General features: G+C 74.0%; 17 protein-coding genes. 13 read left to right on the top strand and 4 right to left on the bottom strand.

Annotated features, from left to right (window positions below; genetic code table 11):
* Window positions 1-34: 34 nt before the first annotated feature.
* From ACYVDO_RS18095 to ACYVDO_RS18080, 4 genes are all read left to right on the top strand, one after another.
* The gene (locus tag ACYVDO_RS18095) at window positions 35-1,156 is read left to right on the top strand and encodes a GuaB3 family IMP dehydrogenase-related protein (protein WP_460938484.1); all 1,122 of its coding nucleotides are present in this window, start codon (window positions 35-37) and stop codon (window positions 1,154-1,156) included.
* A 294-nt stretch (window positions 1,157-1,450) separates the two neighbouring features.
* A complete protein-coding gene (locus tag ACYVDO_RS18090) occupies window positions 1,451-4,171 on the top strand; it encodes a penicillin acylase family protein (protein ID WP_460938482.1) in 2,721 nt (906 codons plus the stop codon).
* Window positions 4,172-4,259: 88 nt separating this feature from the next.
* Complete coding sequence (locus ACYVDO_RS18085; protein ID WP_460938480.1) at window positions 4,260-5,852, top strand: succinic semialdehyde dehydrogenase; 1,593 nt, start codon at window positions 4,260-4,262, stop codon at window positions 5,850-5,852.
* A gap of 77 nt (window positions 5,853-5,929) precedes the next feature.
* Complete coding sequence (locus tag ACYVDO_RS18080; protein WP_460938615.1) at window positions 5,930-7,648, top strand: GMC oxidoreductase; 1,719 nt, start codon at window positions 5,930-5,932, stop codon at window positions 7,646-7,648.
* A gap of 378 nt (window positions 7,649-8,026) precedes the next feature.
* Here the strand turns inward: ACYVDO_RS18080 and ACYVDO_RS18075 are convergent, their stop codons facing one another.
* From ACYVDO_RS18075 to ACYVDO_RS18065, 3 genes are all read right to left on the bottom strand, one after another.
* Window positions 8,027-8,617, bottom strand: coding sequence for a hypothetical protein (locus tag ACYVDO_RS18075; RefSeq protein WP_460938478.1), 591 nt, complete (start codon window positions 8,615-8,617; stop codon window positions 8,027-8,029).
* Between the two features lie 521 nt (window positions 8,618-9,138).
* Window positions 9,139-10,923, bottom strand: coding sequence for an ABC transporter ATP-binding protein (locus ACYVDO_RS18070; protein WP_460938476.1), 1,785 nt, complete (start codon window positions 10,921-10,923; stop codon window positions 9,139-9,141).
* Window positions 10,920-12,743 carry an ABC transporter transmembrane domain-containing protein gene (locus tag ACYVDO_RS18065; protein ID WP_460938474.1) on the bottom strand — a complete coding sequence of 608 codons (1,824 nt, stop codon included), beginning with the start codon at window positions 12,741-12,743 and terminating at the stop codon, window positions 10,920-10,922. The genes ACYVDO_RS18070 and ACYVDO_RS18065 overlap by 4 nt, the downstream gene beginning before the upstream one ends.
* Window positions 12,744-12,869: 126 nt before the next feature.
* On the opposite strand from ACYVDO_RS18065, the gene ACYVDO_RS18060 reads away from it, so the two are divergent.
* The 5 genes from ACYVDO_RS18060 (at window position 12,870) to ACYVDO_RS18040 (ending at window position 16,820) form a co-directional block, all read left to right on the top strand.
* Complete coding sequence (locus ACYVDO_RS18060; protein WP_460938472.1) at window positions 12,870-13,619, top strand: SURF1 family protein; 750 nt, start codon at window positions 12,870-12,872, stop codon at window positions 13,617-13,619.
* The gene (locus ACYVDO_RS18055; RefSeq protein ID WP_460938470.1) at window positions 13,606-13,950 is read left to right on the top strand and encodes a DUF3817 domain-containing protein; all 345 of its coding nucleotides are present in this window, start codon (window positions 13,606-13,608) and stop codon (window positions 13,948-13,950) included. Before ACYVDO_RS18060 ends, ACYVDO_RS18055 begins: the two co-directional genes overlap by 14 nt.
* Before the next feature lie 71 nt (window positions 13,951-14,021).
* Complete coding sequence (guaA, locus tag ACYVDO_RS18050; RefSeq protein ID WP_460938613.1) at window positions 14,022-15,608, top strand: glutamine-hydrolyzing GMP synthase; 1,587 nt, start codon at window positions 14,022-14,024, stop codon at window positions 15,606-15,608.
* A 5-nt stretch (window positions 15,609-15,613) separates the two neighbouring features.
* Window positions 15,614-16,339, top strand: a complete 726-nt coding sequence (locus tag ACYVDO_RS18045; protein ID WP_460938468.1) for a lysophospholipid acyltransferase family protein — start codon at window positions 15,614-15,616, stop codon at window positions 16,337-16,339.
* 112 nt (window positions 16,340-16,451) lie between these two features.
* Window positions 16,452-16,820, top strand: coding sequence for a hypothetical protein (locus ACYVDO_RS18040; protein ID WP_460938466.1), 369 nt, complete (start codon window positions 16,452-16,454; stop codon window positions 16,818-16,820).
* Window positions 16,821-16,965: 145 nt separating this feature from the next.
* On the opposite strand, the gene ACYVDO_RS18035 is transcribed toward ACYVDO_RS18040, so the two are convergent.
* Complete coding sequence (locus tag ACYVDO_RS18035) at window positions 16,966-18,195, bottom strand: AGE family epimerase/isomerase (RefSeq protein ID WP_460938464.1); 1,230 nt, start codon at window positions 18,193-18,195, stop codon at window positions 16,966-16,968.
* Between the two features lie 94 nt (window positions 18,196-18,289).
* On the opposite strand from ACYVDO_RS18035, the gene ACYVDO_RS18030 reads away from it, so the two are divergent.
* The 4 genes from ACYVDO_RS18030 to ACYVDO_RS18015 form a co-directional block, all read left to right on the top strand.
* Window positions 18,290-19,600 carry a MurT ligase domain-containing protein gene (locus ACYVDO_RS18030; RefSeq protein WP_460938462.1) on the top strand — a complete coding sequence of 437 codons (1,311 nt, stop codon included), beginning with the start codon at window positions 18,290-18,292 and terminating at the stop codon, window positions 19,598-19,600.
* Window positions 19,597-20,472: a type 1 glutamine amidotransferase gene (locus ACYVDO_RS18025; protein WP_460938460.1), complete on the top strand. Its 876-nt coding sequence runs from the start codon at window positions 19,597-19,599 to the stop codon at window positions 20,470-20,472. The genes ACYVDO_RS18030 and ACYVDO_RS18025 overlap by 4 nt, the downstream gene beginning before the upstream one ends.
* Window positions 20,469-21,431, top strand: coding sequence for an aminoglycoside phosphotransferase (locus tag ACYVDO_RS18020; protein WP_460938458.1), 963 nt, complete (start codon window positions 20,469-20,471; stop codon window positions 21,429-21,431). Before ACYVDO_RS18025 ends, ACYVDO_RS18020 begins: the two co-directional genes overlap by 4 nt.
* Before the next feature lie 109 nt (window positions 21,432-21,540).
* The coding region (locus tag ACYVDO_RS18015) for a DUF222 domain-containing protein (RefSeq protein WP_460938456.1) at window positions 21,541-22,296 on the top strand (756 nt) is incomplete at its 3' end.

Here is a 22,296-nt window from a genome sequence, read left to right as displayed (position 1 = left end):
CGGCCGTGCCCCGTCCGGCCGATAGCCTTGCGCGGTGACTGAGATCGAGATCGGACGCGGCAAGCGCGGCCGCCGGGCCTACTCCTTCGACGACATCGCCGTGGTGCCCTCGCGCCGCACGCGCGACCCCGAGGAGGTCTCGGTCGGCTGGCAGATCGACGCCTACCACTTCGACATCCCCGTCATGGGCGCCCCGATGGACTCGGTGATGTCGCCCGAGTCTGCGATCGCGCTCGGCCGCCTGGGTGGGCTGCCCGTCCTCGACCTCGAGGGCCTGTGGACGCGTTACGAGGACCCGGCTCCGGTGCTCGCCGAGATCGCCACGCTCGACCCGGCGTCGGCCACGGCCCGGATGCAGGAGCTGTACGCACCGGAGATCCAGCCGGAGCTCATCGCCCACCGACTGCGCGAGGTCCGCGAGGCGGGCGTCACCGTCGCCGGCGCGCTCAGCCCGCAGCGGACCCAGCAGTTCTGGAAGACGGTCGTCGACGCCGGGGTCGACCTGTTCGTCATCCGCGGCACGACCGTGAGCGCCGAGCACGTCTCCGGCCGCGCCGAGCCGCTCAACCTCAAGCGGTTCATCTACGAGCTCGACGTGCCCGTCATCGTCGGCGGCGCGGCGTCGTACACGGCCGCACTGCACCTCATGCGCACCGGTGCGGCCGGCGTCCTCGTCGGCTTCGGCGGCGGTGCCGCGCACACGACCCGCCGCACCCTCGGCATCCACGCCCCGATGGCCAGCGCCATCGCCGACGTCGCCGCGGCCCGCCGTGACTACCTCGACGAGTCCGGCGGCCGGTACGTCCACGTCATCGCGGACGGCGGCGTCGGCACGAGTGGCGACATCGTCAAGGCGATCGCCTGCGGCGCCGACGCGGTCATGCTCGGTGCGGCGCTGGCCCGGGCCACCGACGCCCCCGGCCGCGGCCTGCACTGGGGTCCCGAGGCGCACCACCAGGAGCTGCCGCGCGGGTCGCGGGTCGAGGTCGGGGCGGTCGCCTCGCTCGAGCAGATCCTCTTCGGCCCCGGCCGGGTCGCCGACGGCACGACCAACCTCGTGGGTGCGCTGCGGCGGGCCATGGCCACGACCGGGTACTCCGACGTCAAGGAGTTCCAGCGCGTCGAGGTCGTCGTCGCCCCGTACCAGCAGAGCTGACCCGGCAGCGCTGACCCGGCAGCGCTGAGCCGGCAGGGCCGAGCCCTCAGGGCTGAACCGGCAGGGCCGAGCCCTCAGGGCTGAACCGGCCGGCGCGTCCTGCTCGTCGACCCCCTTCCTTACTCCGCGTAACCTCCGCGGCGCGTCGTCGTTGTCAGGCCGCACACCAGCGGCGGTGACGGAGGTCCGGGCATGCGCGTCAGGTTCAGCACGGCGAGGTTCGTGGACCCGGTGCGGGAGAGGTGGATCCCGCTCCGGGGGAGGTGGGTCCCGCTCCGGGGGGCCGTGGCGGCCGTGGGTGCCGGTACCGCAGCCCTCGTGGTGGTGGCGCTGGGGACGCCCGCCCAGGCTGCCGGCCCCGACGGCTACGGGTCGCTCTGGAACATCCTGCCGCCCGGCCAGTCCGGCACGGTGACCGCCGCCGACCTGGTGAAGGTCACCGCGGGCGACCCCGACCGGGTGGCCGTCGACGGTCGGAACGCGCCCCCCGGCTTCGCCGACCAGCTCGAGATGTACGACGCCCTCAACCGGCGCGACCCGGCCTCGATCACCACGGCCGACATCGGCAGCTACTACAAGCGCGAGTCCTTCACCCCCGACACGGTCGTGCGCAGCGCCACCCCCAAGCCGGGCGTCTCCATCCGCTGGGACTCGCACGGGGTGCCGTACATCAAGGGCGCGACCCGCGACGACACGATGTGGGGCGCCGGGTATGCCGGCACCAAGGACCGGATGTTCCTCATGGACGTACTGCGGCACGCCGGCCGGGCCCGGCTCGCCGAGTTCGCGGGCGCGACGCCGGGCAACCTGGAGATGGACCGGGAGCAGCTGCGCTCGGCGTTCTACACCGAGCAGGAGGCCGCCGCCCAGGTCGCGAACCTGCCCCAGCGCTACGGCGCGGAGGGCCGCCGGCTGGCGGCCGGCGCCGACGCGTTCATCGCCGGCATCAACGCCGCCCAGGACCAGCTGTGCCCGGGAGGGCTCCCGACCGGTCCGTCCTGCCCGGCGGAGTACGCGGCCCTCGGCAAGACGCCGCAGCCGTGGACCCGGGCCGACGTCACCTACGTCGCCTCCCTCGTCGGCGGCATCTTCGGCAAGGGCGGCGGCAGCGAGTACCAGAACGCGATCTGGCTCCAGCAGCTGCAGTCCCGGTTCGGGGCCGACGAGGGGCGCCGGATCTACACCGACCTGCGCGAGAAGGACAACGCCGGGGCGCCCACGACCGCGGAGACGACCTTCCCCTACGGCGGGGGAGCCGTCGACGAGAGCCGGCCCGGCGTGGCACTCCCCGACGTGCACGGGGCTCAGGCCCCGGGGACGGGTGCGCCCCTGGACGGCACCACGCTCCCCGGCGGGACGACCCCCCTCCTGCCCGGCGGCCCCGCGCACGACCTCGGCATGGACACCCCGCTCGGGCGGATCGACGTCCCGATCGTCAGCCACGGCATGTCCAACGCCCTCGTCGTGGGGGCCCAGCACTCGACGACCGGCCACCCGGTCACGGTCTTCGGTCCGCAGACGGGTTACTACACGCCGCAGCTGCTGACCGAGGAGGTGCTCGACGGGCCGGGCCTGCACGCCCGCGGCGTCTCGTTCGCCGCGACCAACCTCGTGGTCCAGCTCGGTCGGGGCGTCGACTACGCCTGGTCGGCCACGAGTGCCTCGAACGACCTCGTCGACACCGTGGCCGAGCGGCTGTGCAACACCGACGGCTCGCCCGCGACGGTGGGCTCCACGGCATACGTCCGGGACGGGCGGTGCGTCCCCCTGGAGCGGTACGACCACTCCTACCTGGGGCTGCCGAGCGCGGGGTCGACCACCGCGCCGAAGCGCTACTCCTACCTCGTCCTGCGCAGCGACCACGGCATCGTGCAGCTCCGGACGACCGTGCGCGGGGTGCCCGTCGCGATCGTGACCCAGCGCAGCACCTACCACCACGAGGTCGACTCGCTCGCGGGCTTCGCGCGCTTCAACGACCCCGGCGTCGTCCACGACGCCGCGAGCTTCACGGCGGCGGCCGGCGCGATCGACTACACCTTCAACTGGTTCTACACCGACGACCGGGACATCGCGTACTTCTCCTCGGGGCGGCTCCCGGTCCGGGCGGCAGGGACGGACTTCGACCTGCCGCGGTGGGGCGACGCGCGGTACGACTGGTCCGGCTGGCTGCCTGCCGCCGCCCACCCGCAGCAGGTGGACCCCGCGCGCGGCTACTTCGTGTCGTGGAACAACAAGCCGGCCCCGGGGTGGTCCGCCGCGGACAACGTGTGGGGCTACGGCACGGTGTACCGCAGCCTGGCGCTCGAGGACCGGGTCAGGGCCGCCGTCGCCGGCGGCCGGAAGGTCGACATCGGGCGGCTCACCGGCATCGTGGCGGACGCCGCCACCGTCGACAGCCGCGCCGCGTACACCCTGCCGTACCTCCTGCGGACCATCGGCGACGACCCGGCCACCGCCCGCGCCCGGCAGCTGCTCCAGGCCTGGCTCGACGACGGCGCGCACCGCGTCGACCGGGCCCGCACCGGCCACTACGCGCACGAGCAGGCCATCCGGATCTTCGACGAGTGGTGGGAGAGCGGTGGCAACGCCGTCGCCAAGGACGTGCTCGGCGGCCGGCTCGGCCAGACCCTGACCGACGAGCTGCCCCAGCCCGTCGACGACCACCCGCGACAGGGACTGGGGTCGAGCTGGAACGGGATCGCCTGGTACGGCTACGTCAACCAGGACCTGCGCCAGCTCGCGGGCGAGTCGCTGCCGACGCCGCACCACGTCGTCTACTGCGGCGACGGCGTGCTCGAGGCGTGCCGCGCGACGCTGCGCACCTCGCTGGCGGACGCCGTCGACCGCGCCCTCGCCGCCGAGAAGGTGGCGACGGTCGACGAGCTGACCTACGACAAGACGCAGGACGACATCCGCTCGACGACGGCCGGCGTGGTGGGGGTGCGCCCGATCGACTGGCAGAACCGCCCGACGTTCCAGCAGGTGGTGGCGTTCACCGGTCACCGCCCGCGGTGAGGGGGTGGCGTGCGGTTCCCGGGCCTGTGGTCCAGGTCGCGTAACTGACCGCTGGTAAGTTGCCGGTCGCGGACCTAGGCTGGGCGCCATGGCTCCGGACCTCATCGCCGATCCCGAGACCGACCCGACCGCGACGTATGCCGTGGACCCGGCGCTGGTGCGCCGGCTCGCGCGGCGCGTGGTCTCGGCACCGCGGGCGGCCGAGCACCGCAGCCGGACGCCGCTGACCGGGGCGCCGCTCGCGACCCTCCCGCTGTCGACCCGCGAGGACGTCGCCGTGGCCGTCGACCACGCGCGGGCCGCGCAGCGGGCGTGGCAGCGGACGCCGATGGAGGTGCGGCAGCGGATCTTCCTGCGCTACCACGACCTCGTGCTCGAGCGGCAGGTCGAGCTGCTCGACATCGTCCAGCTCGAGTCCGGCAAGACCCGCACCCAGGCGTTCGAGGAGGTCGCCGACGTCGCGATCGTCGCGCGGCACTACGCCCGGTCGGCCGCCGCCTACCTGCGCCCACGCCGGCGCCCCGGGCTGTTCCCGGTCCTCACCCAGAGCACCGTGCACCACCACCCGCGCGGGGTGGTGGGCGTCGTCAGCCCGTGGAACTACCCGCTCAGCCTGGCCATCACCGACGCCATCCCGGCGCTCATGGCCGGCAACGCCGTGGTGCTGCGCCCGGACCTGCAGGCGTCGCTCACCGCGCTGCAGGCGGTGCAGCTGCTCACCGAGGCCGGGCTGCCCGAGTCGGTGCTCCAGGTCGTCCTCGGCGACGGGCCCACGGTGGGGCAGGCGGTCGTCGACCTCACCGACTACGTCTGCTACACCGGCTCGACCTCGACCGGCCGGGCCGTCGCGGAGTCGGTCGCGGCGCGACTGGTGGGCTACTCCCTCGAGCTCGGCGGCAAGAACACGATGTACGTCGCGGAGGACGCCGACCTCGACCGCGCGGTCGACGGCGCCGTGCGGGCGTGCTTCTCCTCGGGCGGCCAGCTGTGCATCTCGGTGGAGCGGCTGGCGGTCCACGACGCGGTGGCCGACGAGTTCACCCGCCGGTTCGTGGCCAAGGTCAAGGGGATGCGGCTCGGCGCCGACCTCGCGTACGGCCCCGACATGGGCTCACTGGTCTCGCAGGCGCAGATCGAGCGGGTCACCGCACACGTCGACGACGCCAGGGCCAAGGGCGCGCGGGTGCTCGCCGGTGGCCGGCCCCGGCCGGACCTGGGGCCCTACTTCTACGAGCCCACCGTCCTCGAGGGCGTGACCAGCGCGATGGACCTGCGCGACGACGAGACCTTCGGGCCGGTCGTGTCGCTCTACCGCGTCGGCAGCGACGAGGAGGCGATCCGGCTCGCGAACGACACCGACTACGGCCTCAACGCCTCGGTGTGGAGCCGCGACGTCGCGCGGGCCAAGCGCGTCGCGACCGCGATCCACGCCGGCACGGTCAACGTCAACGAGGGGTATGCCGCGGCCTGGGGCAGCGTCGCCAGCCCGATGGGCGGGATGAAGGAGTCCGGCGTCGGGCGGCGGCACGGGGCCGAGGGCATCCTCAAGTACACCGAGTCCCAGAACGTCACCGTCCAGTACGGCCTGCCGATCGCGCCGGCGTTCGGGATGTCGCAGGAGACCTACGTGCGCGTCATGACGTCGGCGCTGCGCACCCTCAAGGCGGTCGGTCGCCGGTGAGCGCGAACGGCTCGGCCCGCGACACGGCGGGCAGGCGGCACGACGGGGCCGGTGGCGACGCCACCTTCGACCACGACGTGGTCGTCGTCGGGTCCGGCTTCGGCGGGTCCGTGACCGCGCTGCGGCTGGCCGAGAAGGGCTACCGGGTGCACGTCCTGGAGTCCGGGCGCCGCTTCGCCGACGAGGACTTCGCGAAGACCTCGTGGGACCTGCGCCGCTACCTGTGGGCGCCGCGGCTCGGCTGCTTCGGCGTGCAGCGCGTCCACCGGCTGCCCGACGTGATGATCCTCGCGGGGGCCGGGGTGGGCGGCGGGTCGCTCAACTACGCCAACACCCTCTACGTCCCGCCGGCCGAGTTCTTCGCCGACCGGCAGTGGGCCGACGTCACCGACTGGCAGGCCGAGCTGGCACCGCACTACGAGACCGCGAGCCGGATGCTCGGCGTGGTCGAGAACCCGTGCGACGGCGTCGTCGAGCAGGTCATGCGGCTCACCGCGCGCGACCTCGGCGTCGAGGACACCTTCCGCAAGACGCCGACCGGTGTCTTCTACGGCATGCCGGGGCGCCGGGTGCCGGACCCCTACTTCGGCGGGGCCGGGCCCGAGCGGACGGGCTGCACCCAGTGCGGCAACTGCATGGTCGGCTGCCGGGTCGGGGCGAAGAACACCCTGGTCAAGAACTACCTCGCGCTCGCCGAGGGGCTCGGGGTCACCGTCGAGCCGCTGCGCACCGTCGTCCGCGTCGAGCCGCTGCCGGACGGCGGGTATGCCGTGACGCACGAGGCGACGGGCGCGTGGTCGCGGCGCACGCGGCATACCGTCACGGCGGAGCAGGTCGTGCTCGCGGCCGGCACGTGGGGCACCCAGAAGCTGCTGCACCGGATGCGGCGCGAGCAGGTGCTGCCGCGGCTGTCGGAGCGGTTGGGGCACCTGACCCGGACGAACTCCGAGGCGCTCAACGGCGCCATGACCGAGCGGGTCCCGGACGGCGCGAACCTCTCGCGCGGGGTGGCCATCACGTCCTCGTTCCACCCGACCGCCGACACCCACGTCGAGAACTGCCGTTACGGGCCGGGCTCGAACGCGATGGGGCTGCTGGCGACGATCCTCGTGCCGGGTGGCCGGCTGCCCAGACCCGTGCAGTTCCTCGTCGAGGCGGCGAAGCACCCGGTCGTGTTCGTGCGGTCGTTCTCGGTGCGCCGCTGGAGCGAGCGCACGGTCATCGGCCTTGTGATGCAGTCGAAGGACAACTCGCTGCAGGTCAGCGGCCGGCGCGGGCTGCTCGGCGGGTGGGGGCTGACGTCCCGGCAGGGGCACGGCGAGCCGAACCCGACCTTCATCCCCGAGGGCCAGGAGGCGATGCAGGTCCTCGCGCGGCGGCTCGGCGAGGCGACCGGGCTGCGGACGTTCGCCGGCAGCAGCCTCGGCGAGGTGGCGGACATCCCGCTGACCGCGCACTTCCTCGGTGGGGTGACGATCGGGTCGAGCCCGCAGCGGGGGGTGCTCGACGGGTACCAGCGCGTGTGGGGCTACCCGGACCTGCACGTCGTCGACGGGTCGGCCGTGTCGGCGAACCTCGGGGTCAACCCGTCGCTGACGATCACCGCGCAGGCGGAGCGGGCGATGTCGTTCTGGCCGGTGAAGGGTGGGGCCGACCCGCGACCGCCGCAGGACGAGGGGTACCGGCGGGTGGAGCCGGTGCCGGCTGCGCGTCCCGCGGTCGCCCGGTACGGCCCGGCTGCGCAGGAGGCCGCCGCCGTGCCGGCGACCGACACCGCGCCCACCTTCGGCGGCTGACCCGGCGTCGCCCGGGCCTGGGCTGTTGGCTACGGGCTACGGGCTACAACTGCTGAACTGCTGACCTGACCCCGGCTTCCAACGCGGGACCCGTGATGATGGGGGCCGTGTCCCCGCGGACACAAGAACGGTTGACGGGGCCCCCTGCCCCCCGCCAACCGAGTTCGGGCGGTGTGGCTGGAGACGAGCCGGGGGTGGGTCTCCAGCCACACCACCCAGACAACGACGGCCCGGACGGGGGGTTACGCGCCGTCTGGGAATTTCCTCAAGACCGCCCGTCGAGCGACCCCACGGCTATGTCGAGAGGACGCGACACGCTGACGGCGCCGCCCTTCGCTCAGCATGTCGCGTCCTCTCGACCCCCGTGTCGGACAGCCATCAGGCGATGGCCAGGCCGTCGAGGTCCAGACCGAGGGCCCGGGCGAACCGCTGGAGGCAGGCGACCCGACGGGGAGGGCGGAACACGTCGTCCGCGTAGATCTCGAGAACCCGCCAGTCGTGGTCCGCGGCGAGGGCGGTCCGGGTCGAGTCGTAGCTGCGGCGTCGGATCGACGCATGGTCACGCCCTTGGTACTCGCCGACCACGCGCTGCTCCCGCCACACGAGGTCGCCCTCGAGCATCCAGAAGCCGTCGCCGTCGAGCACGACCCCGTTGACCTCGGGCTCGGGGAACCCGGCGCGCAGGAACATGAGGCGTGCCCGGGTCTCCATGGGCGAGCGGACCGGTGCCCGCGCGAGATCGAGGGCTTCGGTCAGCAGGCGCTTGCCGCGAGGACGCGTGCGGGACGCCAGGACCCGCTCCAGCTCGGCGCGGCCACGGCCTCGAAGGTCGTCATCGGCCTCACCCGGGCCGGGGGGCCCGGCCAGCCGGGTGGCCACGGCGTCAGCGACGATGACCAGGTCGTCCAAGGACATCCCGGGCTCGGCGAGCTCTCCGAGATCCACCCAGGTGTCGGGCAAGGACGTCACGGGCAGTCCTTGGATCCGGGCTGTCCGTCGACGCTCCAGCCCGCGGTGCCCCTGGCATCCTGAGCGTCGCACGCGACCCCTCGCGGAGTCGCGCATGACATGGAGGGACCCGTGTCCGGTGACGGAATCGGGCAGGGGCAGCTGCCACAGCAGTGCCGCGGTCGCGTGGCTGAAGACGCAGTCGTCCGGGAGCGCCAGGCGAAAGTGGCGCGCCACGGCGGCGGTCGTCTCCGGGGCGAGGGTGGAACGGACGGACCTCGTCGGCCGGTACAGGTGGGGCGCCCGAAGGCGAGACCCGGGGACGCCGGCCCGACGGGCGGCGGCCACCGTGAACGGTCCGACGCCGAGCTCGTCCGGCAGCCAGAGCGGTGTCTCCATGCGCCCCACGGTGGCCCGGAACCGCGAACGGCGTTGCGAGCTGTCCACAGGGCCACCGTCGAGAGGACGCGACACGCTGATGGCCGGCGGCGATCATCAGCGCGTCGCGTTCTCTCGACCTCGGTGAGGGTTCGCTGCCCGGGTCAGGAGCGGGAGGTGGTGCCGCGGGTGGCGGGCTCGTCGCGCCACGAGGCCCACAGGGCGGCGTACGCACCCTCGGCGGCGACCAGCTCGTCGTGGGTGCCGATCTCGCTCACCAGCCCGTCCTCGACCACGGCCACCCGGTCGGCGTCGTGGGCGGTGTGCAGCCGGTGGGCGATCGCGACGACCGTGCGCCCCTCGACCACGGCCGCCAGCGACCGCTCGAGGTGCCGGGCCGCCCGCGGGTCGAGCAGCGAGGTCGCCTCGTCGAGCACCAGCGTGTGGGGGTCGGCGAGCACGAGCCGCGCGAGCGCCACCTGCTGCGACTGGGCCTCGGTCAGCAGGTGGCCGCCGCTGCCCACCACGGTCTCCAGCCCCTCGGGCAGCCCGAGCGCCCACTCGTGGGCGTCGACGGCGCGCAGTGCCTCCTCGAGCTCGTCGGTGCTCGCGCCGGGCCGCGCCAGCAGCAGGTTGTCGGCCAGCGACCCCACGAACACGTGGTGCTCCTGGGTCACCAGCGCCACCTCGCCGCGCAGGTCGCCGAGGTCGAGGTCGACGAGCGGCACCCCGCCGACGTCGATCCGCCCCTGGCGGGGCCCGTCGATCCCGGCCATGAGCCGGCCGAGCGTCGACTTGCCCGCGCCCGACGGTCCCACGATCGCCAGCCGCTCGCCGGGCCGCAGGTCGAGCGAGACGCCGTGCAGGACGTCGTGGCCGGTGCGGTAGGCGTACCGGACCTCGTCGACCTCGATCCGCGGTCCTGTCGGCCGCTCGCCCGTGGCGACCCGGTCGGGCGGCACCTCGCCGACGCCGATGACGCGGGCGAGCGAGGTCGCCCCCACCTGGATCTCGTCGAGCCAGCCGAGCAGCTCGTCGAGCGGCCCGACCATCTGCTGGATGTAGAGGGTCACTGCCGTGGCCACGCCCGCCGTGATGTGCCCGTTGATGGCCAGCCAGCCGCCCCACACGATCGCGCCGGCGGTCGGGACGTAGTAGCCGAACACCACAGCGGGGAACCACCGCAGCCGCAGGCCGAGGGTGTACCGCTCCGCCCGGTAGCACTCGCGCAGCGCGGCGTGGAACCGGCTGCGGCGGACGCCCGCGAGCGACAGCGCGTCGATCGTGCGCGCGCCGTCGACGGTCTCGGCGACGACGCCGTTGAGCGCGGCATACGTCGCCCGCTCCCAGAGGTAGCCGTCACCGGCCTTGCGCAGGTACCGACGGGTCGAGACCCAGTAGAACGGCACCCCGAGCAGGATCGGCAGCGTCGCGAGCGGTGAGGTGAGCAGCGCCGCCACCACCGTCATGACGACGGTCATCGAGGCCACGAACAGCGACGGGATCCCGAACCGCACCACGTGCGACAGCGCCTCGACGTCGTTGGTCGTGCGCGCCACGAGGTCACCGGTGCCGGCGCGCTCGACGGTCGACAGCGGCAGGTTCACGGCGCGCGCCACGAACTGCTCGCGCAGCTGGGCGAACACCGTCTCGCCGAGGATGAACGCCGCGCGCCGGGCGGCCCACGTCAGCCCCGTCTGGACGACGACCGCGACGGCCAGCAGCACACCGATCCGGTCGACGTCGCCGCCGTGCCCGTGCCCGCTGACGACGTCCACGAGCCGGCCGACGAGGAACGGCCCGGCCAGGGCCGCCAGCGCAGCCAGGGCGTGCAGCCCCAGCACCTGCGCGACGAGCCGCCGGTGCTCGGAGACGAGCCCGCGGGTGTGCCGCCAGACCGCCGCGGTGTCGGCGACAGGCAGGGTGCGCCGGGCGTGGTCGGTCATCATGACGGGTCCTCCTCCCTGATGACGATGTGCCGGTATGCCGGGTGCTCGGGGTCCGCGAGCAGCTCGCGGTGGGTGCCGCGGGCGGTGACGAGGCCGTCCTCGAGCAGGACCACCTCGTCGGCCTGGCCGAGCACCAGCGGGCTGACCGACGTCACGACGGTGGTCCGGCCGCGCCGGTGCTCCGCCAGCCGCTCGGCGACCCGGGCCTCGGTGTGGGCGTCGACCGCGCTCGTCGGCTCGACCAGCACGAGCACGTCGGCGTCGGTGAGCAGGGCGCGGGCCAGGGCCAGCCGTTGCCGCTGGCCGCCGGAGTACGAGCGGCCGCGCTCCTCGACGAGGCCGTCGAGCCCGTCCGGGACGGCGTCGAGGATGTCGAGCGCGCTCGCGGTCTCGAGCGCCCTGCGCACGAGGGTGTCGCCGTCGCCGTGGCCGTGGCCGTGGCCGTCGCCGTGGCCGGCTGCGTGGGCGGTGGCGCGGAGGTCGGCGACGCCCGCACCCTCGGCACCGACGTGCGCCGTCGACGGCCGCGCGGCGAGCAGCTCCTCGCGCAGCACCCCGGTGAACAGGCGCGGGTCGGGCTCGCTGACCACGACGGACCGGCGCACCTGCTCGATGGGCAGGTCGTCGAGCCGGGTGCCGCCCCAGGTGGTCTGGTGCGGGCCGGGGCCGTGCCGCCCGAGCCGCTCGGCGACCGCGGCCGACTCCTCGGGCCGCGCCGAGACGATCGCGGTGAGCACCCCGCCGCGGACGACGGTGCCCGACAGGGGGTCGACGAGGTCGGCACCGGGGTCCGGGGTGGCGCCCTTGGCCGGCCGTCCGGGCGCGTGGTCCGGCTCGACCGTCATCACCCGGAGCATCTTCCCGGCGGCGATGTGGGCCCGGATGCCGCGGTCGATCACCTCGATGGCGGTCTGCAGCGGCATCGTGAGGAACGCGGTGTAGCCGTAGAACGCGACGAGCTGCCCGGCCGTGATGCGGCCCTCGACCGCCTGGCGCGCACCGAGCCAGGTGACCAGCACGACGAACACCCCCGGCAGCAGCACCTGCGCGGAGTCGAGCGCCGCCTGCAGCCCGGCCACCCGGAACCCGGTGCTGCGCACGCGAGCCGACTGCGCCTCGTACCGCCGCAGGAACGTCTGCTCGCCACCGATGCCGCGCAGCACGCGCAGGCCGGCCACGGTGTCGGCACCGAGCGTGGTGAGCCGCCCGGCCTCCTCGCGCTGGCGGGCCTGTCGCCGCTGCAGGGGACGGACGATGAGGGTCAGGCTCGCGAGCATCACCGGGCCGCCGAGCAGCACGAGCCAGCCGAGCGGCGGTGACGCGGCGAGCAGGATCGCCCCGACGACGACGTAGCTCACGATCGCCCCGGAGAACCGGCCCATGACGTCGTAGAGCCCACCCAGCCGCATGACGTCGTTGGCGAAGACGGCGACGACCTCGCCCGACGGCAGCGTGCGGGTCAGCGCCGGCCCGGCCCGCTCGGCCCCGAGGGCGGTGAGCTGGGCGCCGCGGTAGGAGGCATACAGCCAGTTCTGCACCGCGTAGTAGTGCCGAGCCGCCGCCATCGAGGCCGCGACCGCCCCGAGGCCCAGCAGGGCGAGCGCCCACCGGAGGAGGCCGCCGGGGTCGCGCGCCACGATGCCCTCGTCGACGCCCTTGCCGAGCGCCGCCGGGATCAGGGCGATGGCGAGCATCCACACCGCCCCGCTCGCCATCCCGACCACCTGCGTGCGCCACTGCCGGGCGGCGATCCAGAGGAGGAACCGGGCGGTGCTCCGGGTGTCGGGCCGCCCGGGGTCGGGGAAGGGGATCTCGCGCATCAGGAGCACCACGGTAGGCGTCGGCACCGACGCGACGACACCGGTTTTCGGACCCCCGACCGGGCCGCGCGACCGCGCCCCGAGGGCTCTGTCGGCCGCCCCAGCGGCGTCACGTAGCCTCGACGCGTGCTGCGAACCGCCCTGAAGCCGCGCTGGCTCGGCCTGTTCGCCGTCGTGCTCGTCGTCGTGGCGGGGTGCATCCAGCTCGGCCTCTGGCAGCTGCACGTCGCCCAGGACAAGGGCCTCGCCGACGCGCTGCGCAAGGCGCACGAGGCGCGCCCGACCCTGCTCGACACCGTCATCCGGCCGCACCAGCCGTTCCCGAACCCCCAGTCCGGTCGGGCGGTGACCGCGATCGGGACGTATGCCGCGGACGGCCAGTTCCTCGTCGGGCCGCGGCGGCTCGACGGCCGGACCGGCTACTGGGTCGTGACCCCGCTCGACGTCACCGAGACCAGGGCCCGGATCGCCGTGGTCCGGGGCTTCGTCACCGACGCCACCCGACCTGTCGAGCCGCCCACGGGGACGGTCTCGGTGGACGGCTCGCTGGCGCCCGGCGAGTCGCCGGCGGACCCGCCCCCGGGGCTGCCGGCGTGGCCGCAGCAGGCCCGTGGCTCCGTCGACCTCGCCGTCCTCGTCAACGAGTGGCCGGGCGAGGTCTACAACGCGTTCGTGTTCGCCCAGACCGAGCGGTCGGCGACGGGCGCGGGCATCCCGGCCCCCACGGGGGTCGAACGGGTCCCCCCGCCGGAGGTGGAGGGCGGCCTGAAGTGGCGCAACGCGGCATACGCCGTGCAGTGGTGGGTGTTCGCGGCGTTCGCCGTGTTCATGTGGTTCAGGATGGTGCGAGAGGATGCCGGACGTGACGGTGACTGAGATCAGGGATGTCCAGGGTGCCCGGCGGGCGCTCGGCTGGTTCAAGGTGATGGCGATCGTGGCCGGCCTGGCGATGTTCGTGCTGATCGCCGAGATGGTGCTCAAGTACGGCTTCGACAACGCGGTGCTGTCCTGGTGGAGCCCGGTGCACGGCCTGATCTTCATGGTCTTCGTGTTCACCGTCGCGAACCTCGGCTTCAAGGTCGGCTGGTCGTTCGGGCGGATGGTGGCCATCGTCGTCGGGGCCTGCGTCCCGCTGGTGGCGTTCTGGATCGAGCGACGGGTGGCCGAGCAGGTCGAGCCGCGGCTGGCCGGTAGCCTTTCCCCGTGACCGACGCCGCAGCCAGTGACGTGACCCAGGCCCAGGACGACGACCGCGTCGAGGCGCCCGAGGGCGACCGCGTGGAGGTCCCGGCGACCCCGCTGCAGTCCCGGCCCGTGCTGGTCGTGGACTTCGGGGCGCAGTACGCCCAGCTGATCGCGCGACGGGTCCGCGAGGCCGACATCTACAGCGAGGTCGTGCCGCACACCGCGTCCGTCGAGGAGCTGCTCGCCAAGGACCCCGCCGCCATCATCCTGTCCGGTGGCCCGTCGTCGGTGTATGCCGAGGGCGCGCCCGGTCTCGACCGTGCGGTCCTCGAGGCGGGCGTCCCCGTGTTCGGCATGTGCTACGGCTTCCAGGCCATGGTGCAGGCGCTCGGCGGCACCGTCGCCCACACGGGTCTCGGCGAGTACGGCGCCACCCCGGCGCAGGTCTCCGACCCGTCCTCGACCCTCTTCAACGGCCAGCCGACCGACCAGTCGGTGTGGATGAGCCACGGCGACTCGGTGACCGAGGCGCCGGACGGCATGCGGGTGACCGCCTCCACCGCGGGCGCGCCCGTCGCGGCGTTCGAGGACGACGAGCGCCGGCTCTACGGCGTGCAGTGGCACCCCGAGGTCATGCACTCGACCTTCGGCCAGCGGGTGCTCGAGAACTTCCTCCACAAGGGCGCGGGTCTCTCCGGCGACTGGACCGCGGCCCACGTCGTCGGCGAGCTCGTCGGTGCCATCCGCGAGAAGGTCGGCTCGTCCCGCGTGCTGTGCGCGCTCTCCGGCGGGGTCGACTCCTCGGTGGCGGCCGCGCTGGTGCAGAAGGCCGTCGGCGACCAGCTCACCTGCGTCTTCGTCGACCACGGGCTGCTGCGCTCCGGCGAGGCCGAGCAGGTCGAGAAGGACTTCGTCGCCGCGACCGGGGTCGACCTGGTCGTCGTCGACGCCAAGGAGCGCTTCCTCGACGCGCTCGCCGGGGTGTCCGACCCCGAGGAGAAGCGCAAGATCATCGGCCGCGAGTTCATCCGCGTCTTCGAGCAGGCCGCGCGCGACGTCGTCGGCAGCCGGGGTGACGACGAGCACCCGGTCGAGTTCCTCGTCCAGGGCACGCTCTACCCCGACGTCGTCGAGTCCGGCGGCGGCACGGGTGCGGCCAACATCAAGAGCCACCACAACGTCGGCGGACTGCCGGACGACCTGCAGTTCAAGCTGGTCGAGCCGCTGCGCTCACTCTTCAAGGACGAGGTGCGCCAGGTCGGGCTCGAGCTCGGCGTGCCCGAGGCGATCGTCTGGCGCCAGCCGTTCCCGGGGCCCGGCCTCGGCATCCGCATCGTCGGCGAGGTGACGGCCGAGCGCCTCGAGGTGCTGCGCGCGGCCGACGCGATCGGCCGGCACGAGCTGTCGGCCGCCGGCCTCGACCGAGACATCTGGCAGTGCCCGGTCGTCCTGCTGGCCGACGTCCGGTCGGTCGGGGTCCAGGGCGACGGGCGCACCTACGGCCACCCGGTGGTCCTGCGCCCGGTCTCGTCCGAGGACGCCATGACCGCGGACTGGACCCGCGTGCCGTACGACGTGCTGGCCAAGATCTCCACCCGCATCACCAACGAGGTGCGTGAGGTCAACCGCGTGGTCCTCGACGTGACGAGCAAGCCGCCGGGCACCATCGAGTGGGAGTGACGCGGGTGGGTCGGCCCGTCTCGCTGGCGACGCTGGAGGACTCCGCCAGCCGCTGGGTGATGCGGCACGTCCTCATCGGCCCGCCGCTGTCGCTGGCCACCCGGATGAGCGTCGAGGGCCGTCGCAACGTGCCGCGGACGGGTGCGCTCATCGTGGCGTCGAACCACCTGTCCTTCATCGACTCGATCGTCATCCCGCTCGCGTCGGGTCGCCAGGTGCACTTCCTGGGCAAGGCGGAGTACTTCCGGGGCCGGGGGCTGCGCGGTGGGCTGGTGCGCTGGTTCCACGCGACGGCAGGCACCATCCCGGTCGACCGGTCGGACCCGCGGGCGGCGATGCGGTCGCTCGAGCTCGGCGAGGAGGTCCTGCGCCGCGGTGACGCCTTCGGCGTCTACCCCGAGGGCACCCGGTCACCGGACGGGCGGCTGCACAAGGGTCGCACCGGAGTGGCACGGATGGCGCTCGCGACCGGGGCCACCCTGCTGCCGTGCGCCGTCATCGGCACCGACAAGGTCCAGCCCGCCGGCACCAACGGCTTCCACCCGGCCAAGGTGACCGTGCGGTTCGGCCCGCCCGTCGACGTGGCGGGCCTGTCGAGGCAGTACTCCAAGGGCGCGCTGCTGCGGGCCGTCACCGACGCCACCATGGACGCGATCGCCGCGCTGTCCGGCCAGGAGCGGTCCGACCAGTACGCCTCCGACGTCAAGGCCGCCCTGACCTCGGACTCCTGACTCCTCGACCGCGTTTCCGAGGCCCCGGTGCGGGGACCTTGGCCCCTGTACCGGAGGTCGAGGCCGGCCCCACGATGGGAGCGTGGAAGGAGGTGTAGTGATGAGACTGACGATGCGAGACCTTGTGGCGACGGTGCTCGTCGCGGCGATCGGGATCCCCTACGTGGGCTACCTGGTCAACGGCGAGATGCCCTTCATCAAGGACCCCCGAGGGATGTCCGCACTAGGCCTGGTTCTGGGTGCTGCGGCATTCCTCACGTTCAGGGGTGCCAACGAGCACGACCGCGTCGGGACGACGCAGGCCGTGGTGGCCGGGCTGGCCGCGGTGCTGGGGCTCGTGACCCTGGTGCTGGCCGAGACGGCTGCTGCTGACGTCCTGCTGGCCGTGTTCATGGGATCGATCCTGGTCGTGTGGGCGTTCGAGGTGGCCGACCACGCCGGTTGGGTCCACGCGCACGCGGGACCCGCGGCACACAGCTGACCGACCACACCGCGGGTGGGGTGACGGAGTCGTCGCCCCACCCGTCCGCGTGTGCCAGGCCCCGGGTTCACGGGTATGCCGCGCCGGCCCCGTCGCGCTGGCTCCGGCGCGCCGGCCCCGGCGCGGCGCCCCCGGCGCGGCGCCCTCAGCGGCGGAGCGCGCCGGCGAAGGAGGCAGCGGGACGCAGCGACGGCAGCAGGGCGGCCTGGTAGGCGTGGTAGACGTCCGGCTTGCCCTTCCACACGGTCGACGCGGGCCGGTTGCGCTCGTCGAGCTCGTGCCGCCACGACCCGCTCTCACGGTCGATGAAGCAGGCCTGCGCGTGCGCCCACCACGCCGCATACCAGGCGGCGTAGTCGTCCTCCCCGGTCTCGCGGGCGAGGACCCATGCGGCCCCGATCCCCTCGGCGACCACCCAGTGCAGCCGCTGGCGCACGACCGGCACCCCGTCGAAGTCGGTCGTGTAGACGAACCCGTCGCAGTCGTCGGCGTGCCAGCCGTCGGCCACCGCCCGGTCGAACAGCGCCGCGGCGTCCTCCAGCAGCCACGCGGGCGCGTCGTCCGCGAGGGCGGTGCGCAGGTGGAGCGTCAGCCGGGACCACTCGAGGAGGTGGCCGATGGTGACGCCGTAGGGGCGGAACGGGTCGGCCGGCTGGTCGCGGTTGTAGTCGGGGCGGGGGCTCCAGTCCGGCGTGAAGTGCTCGGGCAGCCGCCAGCCGTTGTCACGGGCGAAGTGGTGGACCACCCGCTCGACGACCCGCGCGGCGTCCGTCAACGGCTGGGGGTCGCCGGTGACCTCGTGCACGGCGAGCAGGGCCTCGACCGTGTGCATGTTGGCGTTGACGCCGCGGTAGTCCTCCAGGGTGGTCCACCCGCGGTCCCAGGCCTCGACGGCCATGCCCGCCTCGTCGTCCCAGAAGTGGTCTGCGAAGACCGCGCGGGCGTCCGCGAGCAGGGCGGGCCCGTCGGGGTGGCCGGCGGCCACCGCGCTCGAGGAGGCGAGGAGCACGAAGGCGTGGTCGTAGGCGGCCTTGCCCGTCGAGAGGGGTTCGCCGGTGGCCGGGTCGACCGCGGAGAACCAGCCGCCGTGCTCGCCGTCGCGCAGCACCTCGCGCAGCGCCCGGACGCCGTGGTCGAGCACCCGCGTGGCCTCGTCGTTGCCGGCGAGCACCTCGAGGGCGGCGACGTGGGTCATCCGGCAGGTGATCCAGGCCTCGACCGGGCGGTCGAGCTCGGGGCGCCCGTCGTCGTCGAGCCAGGCGAAGCCGCCGGCCGGGTGCACGGCGCCACGGGCGAAGTCCCACAGCCGCGCGCGCTCGGCCTCGAGCCAGCCCGGGTCGGGGGAGGGGGCCTGGGTGGTCGGCTCGGAGGACATGGCCCGCATCGTATGCCGCGGTGTCGACCCGGTCGCGTGGGCGTCCGGGGGCGCCGCGTCGCCGGGCCCGGGTCGCGCTGGCTAGGGTTGTCCCGTGCTGAGGACGACGGCGGCAGTGGTCGCGGGCAAGGCCGCGCGGGCGGCATCGCGGCTGCGCGGCGGCGGCTCGGCGCTGCCGGGCCTCGTGGCGGAGCGGGTCGACCCCGGGTTCCTCGCCACCGCGCTCGCCGGTGTCCGCGACGGGATCGTCGTGGTGAGCGGCACCAACGGCAAGACCACGACCACCAAGATGCTGGTGGCCGTCCTGCGGGCCCACGGGCGCACCGTCTTCACCAACCCCACCGGCTCGAACTTCACCCGCGGCGTCATCTCCTCGATGCTCGGCGAGCTGCCCCTCAGCGGTCGCCTGGCCGCAGACATGGCGGTGCTCGAGCTCGACGAGGCACACGCCCTGCGGTTCGCGGCGTCCGTCAAGCCCACCCACGCCCTGCTGCTCAACGTCGCCCGCGACCAGCTCGACCGCTTCGCCGAGATCGACCACACCGCCCAGCTGCTCGCCTCGCTGGCCGAGCAGACGACGACCGGGGTGGTCCTCAACCTCGACGACTCGTTCATCGCCCGGATCCGTGACCGGGTGGCCCAGGGGGTCTCGGTGACCTGGTTCGGGGTCGACGCCTCGATCGCCGACCGGCTGCCCGAGCTGCAGGAGCAGGACGTGCGCTTCGAGGACGACTTCACCCCACCGGTGGCCGGCCCCGACGACGGGATGCTCAAGCCGGCGGACGAGCGGACCTTCTCGATCCTGTTCGGGGAGAACGGTTCCGGCGCCGTCGGCCCCCTCGAGCTCCAGCAGCGCGGTCTCGCGGCGATGATCAACGCGACTGCAGCCACGACCGCGGCGCGCTCACTGCTGGGGGCGGCCTTCGACCCCGCCGTCGCGGCCGACGCCCTGCGCGCGGTGACCCCACCGTTCGGGCGCGGCGAGGTCGTCATGGTCGACGGCCAGCCGCTCGAGCTCGTGCTCGTCAAGAACCCGGCCGGGTTCACGGTGGCGCTCGGCACCTACGGCTCGACGCCGGTCGCCACGATGGTCGCGATCAACGACAACTACGCCGACGGCCGCGACGTGTCCTGGCTGTACGACGTCAGCTTCGAGAGCCTGCGCGAGCGCGGGGTGGCGATCACCTCGGGGGTGCGTGGGTACGACATGGCGCTGCGGCTGGAGTACGACGACGTGCCCGTCGGGGCGGTCGAGACCGACCTCGACAGCGCCCTCGACGCGTTCCTCGCCGGCCACCGCGACGAGCCCAAGCGGATCTTCTGCACCTACACCGCGATGATGGCGCTGCGCCGCACGCTGGCCGCGCGCTACGACCTGCCCGACATCGGCGAGGAGGCCTCATGACCGACAACGGCGCGGGCCCGGACGGATTGGGGCCGATCCCCACCGGCGACGGCACGGCATACGCCGGTGCCCACCCGGCCCCCGTCGACGTCGCGATCCCCGGCGAGCCCGCCGGCTCCGCGCTGGTCCCGGGCGAGGGGCGTGAGGGCAAGGGCGTGATCCACGTCGTGCACCTGTACCCGCGCGAGATGAGCATCTACGGCGACCTCGGGAACACCCGCTGCATCGCCGCGCGGATCCGCCGGCACGGCTACGTCCCGGTCGTCCACCAGCACCACCCCGGCGCCGAGCTCCCCGAGCAGGCCGACCTGCTGCTCGGCGGGGGAGGCCAGGACTCCGGCCAGGTGCGGGTCGAGGACGACCTGGAGCGGATCGGCGACCGGCTGCGCTCGCTGGCCGCCGACGGGGTGCCGATGCTCATGATCTGCGGCATGTACCAGCTGTTCGGCAACGCCTTCATCACCGTCGAGGGCAAGCGCCTGCCGGGCCTGGGGATCCTCGACGTGACCACCCAGGGGAACGCCAAGCGGATGATCGGCCCGGTCGTGCTCGACACCGAGTTCGGCCCGGTCGTCGGCTACGAGAACCACTCCGGCTCGACCACGCTCGGTGCCGGCCAGGCGGCGTTCGGGCGGGTGCGTGCGGGCCTGGGCAACAACGGCACCGACGGCACCGAGGGAGCCCGCACCGGCAATGTCGTCGGCTCCTACCTGCACGGGCCGATCCTGCCGGCCAACCCCGCGCTCGCCGACGCCCTCATCGGGATCGCCGCCGAGCGTGCCACCGGCCGGCCGTTCGAGCCGGCTCCGCAGGACGACGCGTATGCCGACGAGGCGCGGACCCGGCAGGTGCGTCGCCTCGTGCGCCGGTGACCGGTCACACCGGGGGGATCAGCGGCACGGGGGGCGAGGGTTCGGGAGGAGGCTCGCGCGCCGAGGAGCGAGGGGGAGGCTCGCGGGTCGAGGGGTCGGTCGCGACCGCGGTGGCCGTCCCCGACCGGGTCCTGGACCTGTTCGCCGTGCCGGGTGACGTCCGCCCGGTGCCGGGAGGCCAGGGGCGCAGCCTGGTGGCGGGTGACCTCGTGCTGTCGCCGGGACGCGACGCGCAGACGGCGGGGTGGCTCAACCCGGTGCTCGCGCCCCTGGCGGTGCGGCTGGACCTCGAGCGCGTCTCCGGCCGGGCAGCGGTGCGGGTCGCCATGCCGATCCCGGCGCGCGACGGCTCGTGGGTCGTCGACGGCTGGGGTGCCAGCCGGTACGAGCCGGACACGAGCGCGTGCCACGACCCTGCCCTGCTCGCGGCGACCGGCCGGCTGCTGCACGCCCGGCTCGACGAGTCGGTGCGGATCCGACCGACCCAGCTCGACACTCGAACGGACCGGTGGGCGGTGGCCGACCGGCTGGCGTGGGGACCTGCCGGCGAGCTCGACGCCGCCGCGCGTCGCACGGGGTCGCCCTTGGTGCGGTGGCTGGCCGCCGAGCGGGACACCGTCGACCTCGGGCCGGACCAGCTCGTCCACGGTGACCTTGCCGGGAACGTGCTGCTGGATGCCTCGGGGACACCCGTCGTCATCGACCTCGCCCCCTACTGGCGGCCGGCACGGTGGGCGGAGGCGCTGTGCCTGCTCGACGCCGTGGCCTGGCACGGCGCTGACGAGTCGCTCTTGGAGCCGTGGTCGTCCGGCCCGGCACGGCAGGCGCTGGTGCGGGCCGCCCTGTTCCGCCTCCTCGCGGACGGGTCGGACGAGGCCGCTTCCGGTGTGGGGGCGGGTCGCCGCGCATCCACCGCCGAGCAGGCCTACGGCCGCGTCCTGGGGGCGCTCCTCAGCTGACCCGCGGCCTCTGGCGGGGCGCTCGCGCTCGCGCATTCTATTGTGCCCCAACGGAATTCGTTGTGGACAAACCTGGCAATGCGGTTCGAACAGGTGTACGATGTGGGGTATGCCGGTGAGCGAGGTGGCGCAGGAGCGCCACAGGACCCAGCGGGTCCTGTGGGACCGCACCGCTGCCGTGGCGGGGGCGTTGAACGCGGCGCACGCCGAGCTGGTCGAGATCGCGGCGCAGCTGCTGGAGGGTCGGCACTGGGGTGATGGTGGGTTCCGGTCGGTGGAGCACTACCTGGTGGTGCGGGCGGGGTTGTCCCCGGCGCACGCGCGGGACGTGGCCGCGGTCGCCCGGCGGCGGGCCGAGCTGCCGGTGGTGGCGGGTGCGGTGGCCGCGGGGGAGCTGTCGCTGGACCAGGCCGCGGTCGTGGCGCACCACGTGCCGGCGTCCTACCAGCGCTCGGCCGGGCAGCTGGCCCGGCACCTGACGGTGCCGCAGCTGCGGCGGGCGGTGTCCCGGCACGCGTTCGCCGTCACCCCGGGCGACCCGCCCGAGGCGACGGCTGGGGCGGACCCGGTCGTCGCCGAGACTGAGTCAGGCGAGGCGCGCGACGGCCTGGACTCGGGCGGTGCGGTGGCCGCGCCACCGGTCAGCGAGGCGCAGCGGCGGGCGTGTGCCCGCCCCGAGTTGTCGATGGGGTACGACGCCGACGGGCGGTTCCAGCTGCGGTACTCCGCACCCGCCCTGGTCGGGGCGCTGGTCGAGCAGGCGGTCCGTGAGGCCAAGGACGCCCTGTTCCTGCGCACCCGCGCCACCACCGACCCCGACCCGAGCGCGACGACGACGGGTGGGCCGTCACCCACGCACGCCGAC

It is taken from the genome of Phycicoccus ginsengisoli (genome assembly GCF_054779295.1).
This window is presented reverse-complemented; position numbering and strand designations above follow the sequence as displayed.